The 4,191-nt window shown below is 65.1% G+C and carries 5 protein-coding genes and 1 pseudogene; 2 read left to right on the top strand and 4 right to left on the bottom strand.

Going from position 1 to position 4,191, the window contains the following annotated elements; translation table 11 throughout:
* Positions 1-165: 165 nt before the first annotated feature.
* The 3 genes from ACFYX0_RS46950 to ACFYX0_RS46940 all read right to left on the bottom strand — a co-directional run bounded on the left by ACFYX0_RS46950 (position 166) and on the right by ACFYX0_RS46940 (position 2,007).
* On the bottom strand, positions 166-561 hold the full coding sequence (locus ACFYX0_RS46950; protein WP_388981759.1) for an MmcQ/YjbR family DNA-binding protein: 396 nt from the start codon (positions 559-561) through the stop codon (positions 166-168).
* A 124-nt stretch (positions 562-685) separates the two neighbouring features.
* A complete protein-coding gene (locus tag ACFYX0_RS46945; RefSeq protein ID WP_388981757.1) occupies positions 686-1,336 on the bottom strand; it encodes a nitroreductase family protein in 651 nt (216 codons plus the stop codon).
* Between the two features lie 137 nt (positions 1,337-1,473).
* On the bottom strand, positions 1,474-2,007 hold the full coding sequence (locus tag ACFYX0_RS46940; protein WP_388981755.1) for a carboxymuconolactone decarboxylase family protein: 534 nt from the start codon (positions 2,005-2,007) through the stop codon (positions 1,474-1,476).
* A gap of 266 nt (positions 2,008-2,273) precedes the next feature.
* Between ACFYX0_RS46940 and ACFYX0_RS46935 the strand changes: the two genes are divergently transcribed.
* Together ACFYX0_RS46935 and ACFYX0_RS46930 are read left to right on the top strand one after the other, a co-directional pair.
* On the top strand, positions 2,274-2,414 hold the full coding sequence (locus tag ACFYX0_RS46935; protein WP_388981752.1) for a hypothetical protein: 141 nt from the start codon (positions 2,274-2,276) through the stop codon (positions 2,412-2,414).
* Between the two features lie 447 nt (positions 2,415-2,861).
* Positions 2,862-3,429, top strand: a pseudogene (locus ACFYX0_RS46930) (LOG family protein).
* 147 nt (positions 3,430-3,576) lie between these two features.
* Here ACFYX0_RS46930 and ACFYX0_RS46925 read toward each other — a convergent pair.
* On the bottom strand, positions 3,577-4,191 hold a 615-nt coding region (locus tag ACFYX0_RS46925), incomplete at its 5' end, for an IS982 family transposase (protein WP_388981749.1).

The following is a 4,191-nucleotide window of genomic DNA, read 5'->3' as shown; positions in this document are numbered from 1 at the left end:
ATGAGGCAGATGCACGGCCGCGCCGGCTTCGACCTCCTACGCCACCGCATCCTGCTCCAGTAGCCACCGTCACCCACCGCTACCACCGACTACGGACCAGAGCCTGATTCCTGATAGACCCACCGGATCGGCGAAGAGCCGGTTTTTTGTTTGGCGCCGCGTCGGTCAGTCGGCGGACGGCAGAAAGCTGAAAGTTTCGGGGTCGACCGGGCGGCTCTGTCTGGGAAGGCCCGCGACGACGAGCAGGTACGACTCGGTCACGAGGTCGTCCACCAACGCCTGCTCGATATCCGCACCAGGTGCGACGGTGATCCAGTGCTTCTTATTCATGTGGTAGCCGCGAGAGATGCTCGTGTGCGACGCGCGGAGCGTCTCCGCATCTGAGGGATCGGCCTTGAGGATCACGACCGGCTCCCCAGGCATCGATGTCTGCAGCATGAACACCTTGCCGCCGACTTTCCACACCTCCCACTCGCCGGTGAACTGGTGCGTGTGCTCTGAACCCGGCAGCTCTGCGGCGCGCGCGGCCGCGCGGTTCTGAACTGTCCTGTCTGCGTGCATCTTGGCCTCCTCGAGGTCGGTGGAGGTCGACTGTCCGGCGTCCGTCTGGCAGAGGTGCGGGCGCCGGACAGCCGAGTCCCCCCAGAACCGAGCAGGCGCGCCGATCGCGCGCCCGTTCAGTTCGTCACATGTGGGTGAAGATCTTCTCGGCGTCGAAGCGCGAGACCGGCTGGCGAGAGACGCGCGTCTCGTCCGGGTACCCGAGCGCCATGATCAGCGTTGTGGTGAAGTCGGTGTCGGTGAGGCCGAAGGCTTCGTCGATCGCCGCGCGGTCGAACCCTTCCATCGGGGTGGCGTCGACTCCGAGAGAAGCGGCGGCCATCATGGTCGCGCCGACCACGAGGTACGTGTTCTTCTCCAGCCAGTGGAGCACGTCGCCGCCATAGTTCTCCGACTGGATCTCCACGAAGTGGGACGCTCCAGCCTCCCATCCCTTCTGGATCTCCGGGTCCGCGAAGCGACCGTCCGCGCGCTCCTTCGCGAAGATCTCCTGCAAGTGCTCGTCGGGAATCGTCTTGCGGGTCGTGAACACGATCGCGTGCGACGCGTTCCGGACCTTCTCCTGGTTGTCCGCGAAGCGGCCGACGAGAGCGTCCGCAAGCTTGTCCTTGCCGGCCTGCGACTCCAGCACATGGAAGTGGTTCGGCTGGATGTTGACCGTCGTCGGCGAGGTGCGTAGGTAGCGCAGCAGGAGCTGGAAGGTCTCCTCCGGGATCTTCTTGTTCGGGTCGAAGTAGCGGGTGAGGTGCTTGGTGATCAGATTGTTGAGATCCATGCTTGGTTTTCGTTTCGTTGTCGGAGAGATCGGGGCAGGGGGCGGTTTCTGGGCGTTGGAGTCACGTCAGTACGTGGTGGACGTCGCTTTCATTGGGGCGACCTCCGTGCCGGTCGACGCGGTTTCGACGTCGCTGGTTACGCGCCCGCACCGGGGATGTCGACGACGGTGTCGTTGACGTTGTTGAGGTAGTTCGTGAGCAGCGTGACGACCACGACGGTGATGATCGCCTGGATCTCGGGGTCCGTGTACCCGGCCTCGCGGACCGCGGCGATGGCCTCGTCGCCCACCTGGCCGCGGGTCTCGATCACCTGCTGGGAGAAGCGAGCGACGGCGGCACGCTTGGGATCGGTGGAGCCGCCGGTGCGGGCCAACTCGATCTCGTCGGTGGACATGCCTCCGAGGTTCGCGGAGATGTATCCGTGCAGCGCCGAGCAGTAGTCGCAGTTGTTGGAGTGGGACGTGGCCAGCGCGATCGTGTGGCGGGTCTTCGCGTCGAGGAGCTTCGCGATGCTGCCCTGCAGGCCTATCACGATCTCGAGGACGGTCGGGTTGGCGGCGAGCGTGGTGAACATGCCCGGAGCGAAGCCGAACTGCTTGGCGATGGCGTCGAGCGTGCCCTGCGTCTTGGCGTCGATGTCGATGAGCTCGGGCGTCCTGAGACGAGACATGGTGGCGGTCCTCGGGTCGGTATCAGTCTGGGCTGCTTGGCCCACTCACAGTGAATGCGACGCGGAATGGGCTGTCAAGCCCAATCTGTGTTCGCGTTGGGCTGCTGAGCCCAATCTGCGGGATAGGGTGGTGACATGCAGATGAACGATGGATCGCGTGATCTTCGCGGGCGCACGGGCAAGGGGCTGGCGGCGCGAGGTCGCATCCTCGAGCACGCCGCGGACTTGATCTACACGCGGGGGTCCACGCGACGAACAACGAGCTGGTGCGAAGAGCACCGGGGGTCAGCGGCTCGCAGCTGAGCCACTACTTCGCGAACAAGGAAAGCCTGGTGCGCGCCGTCATCGACTGGGCGACCGTGGGCCAGCACGTAGAGAACGATGCTGCACCCGGGGAAGGCGCCTAGGAGCCACGGGGAGACCATCATGGTGCCGAGTCCAGGCGGATCATGGCCTGAGGCCTCCGCGGCGGGCTTCGCCCAGGCCAGACAGCGCGTGTGCTCGGGGAGGCGCTGCGTGCCTCCGTGTGCTTCGTTGTCCTCATGCCCGCAACGCTACGCACCCAGTAGACCGGACCTATGGTCCAATTTTGTGATAAATTCCCAGACCAATTCTGCGGACAAAGCAAGTTCGCGATCTACGGAGCTGAGACACTGATCCACTCCCGCGCGTGGAGCCCTGAGCATGCGACGTGGCGCTCCGACTTCGCGGTGTAACTGGTCTGACAGGCGGCGCCCAGGGGCTGTCTGGCCGTTCGACGCGAAGTGGTCCGGTCTTTTGCTCAGAAAATGTCTACACGTGTGGGCGGACGCGCGCATACGGTCCGGCCATGGCGGCAACAGCGCCCGCCCCCGATGAACATCGGTGTCTTCCTCTCAGCCCCTGACGCTCGACGAGCGCTACACGCAGCCGACCCGCGAGTTCGGGAAGCTCATCGGCAGGGCCGGCCACACCCTGCTGTGGGGTGGATCCGACACCAGGCTGATGATGGTCGTCACCGACGGAGTGGAGGGTCGGGAGGGCGGCTCAAGGGGATCTCGGTCGATTTTCTCCGGAAGCAGGTCAGGAAGGACGCCGACGAAATGACGTTCGCCAGGGATCTCGCTGAACGGAAGGCACGGTTGCTGGCCGTGTCCGACGCAGTAGTGGTGATGCCCGGCGGCGTGGGCACGCTGGACGAAGCGACGAGGTCCTGGACTGAGGAAGCACGGCCTGTACGACGACCCCGTAGTGCTGCTGAACACGGCCGGCTTCCACGACGGGCTGATACTCCAGCTCCGGCAAATGGACGAGCAGGGGTTGCTGCCATTGCCCCTTGGAGAGCTGGTCTTCGTCGCCGACACGGCCGCCGGCGCACTCGCCACCGTGGAGAAGTGCGTTGGAGCGGATGGCGAGATCGTGACAGCACGACTTCCCGCCTGAGAGAGCGCGCCAGCTCCGGCACGGGCGGCCTGGCACTTGAGGCCGACAGCCCAAGCACCTCGAATCTCGGCAGGGACGCTCCTGAACCGGATAGAGGCGCGTCCGCTCCGCGCTCGGAATCCCGTCTAGATGATCTATTCCAAGGGGTCAGTGATCGAACGCGGTCAGCGAGCGTAGGACGTCTTGTCCGGTGTGGTCGTTGTGCCATATCGCCGTGGTCAGGGCGAGGATGCGTTGCATTACGCGAGCGATGACGCCGTTGGGTGTGCGTCCGCGGTGGCGTTCGAGGTCGAGTTGGCCCTTGAAGGTCTCGTTGATTGACTCGATGATCTGCCGCAAAGGCTTGAAGAGGTGTGCGCCCGGCCGTTCCCGTTCGCCCTTGCGGGCCGGCCGCAACAAGTTGGTCTCCTGCTCGGCGAGTTCGTGTTCGAAGGCGCGGCCGAAGTAGTTCTTGTCGCCGATCAGGGTCTGTCCGGGACGGTCGCGTAGGAGGTCGGGGTCGGCGGCGAGGAGGTCCAGCAGGGTCTCGCGTTCGTCGGCTTTGGCGCCGGTCAGGGCGAAGGCGACGGGCAGGCCCTGGAGGGTGCAGATCAGGTGCAGGCGCAGCCCCCAGAAGAACCGGCTGTGGCTGGCGCAGTAGCCGTATTCGGCCCAGCCGGCCAGGTCGGAGCGTTTCACTGTCTCGCGGGAGCGGCCGCATTCGACCGGCGTGGAGTCCACGACCCACACGTCGTCGCTCCACACTGAGGTGTTGATGGCCAG

The organism is Streptomyces sp. NPDC002573 (genome assembly GCF_042889625.1).
GTDB lineage: Bacteria > Actinomycetota > Actinomycetes > Streptomycetales > Streptomycetaceae > Streptomyces > Streptomyces gibsoniae.
The sequence above is the reverse complement of the archived record's forward strand: the minus strand, read 5'-3'. Positions and strand labels throughout refer to the sequence as shown.

Excerpts from the sequence above, each read along its gene's own strand:
- ACFYX0_RS46950 (WP_388981759.1), bottom strand. The coding sequence starts at position 561 with ATGCACGCAGACAGGACAGTTCAGAACCGCGCGGCCGCGCGCGCCGCA.
- ACFYX0_RS46945 (WP_388981757.1), bottom strand. The coding sequence starts at position 1,336 with ATGGATCTCAACAATCTGATCACCAAGCACCTCACCCGCTACTTCGAC.
- ACFYX0_RS46940 (WP_388981755.1), bottom strand. The coding sequence starts at position 2,007 with ATGTCTCGTCTCAGGACGCCCGAGCTCATCGACATCGACGCCAAGACG.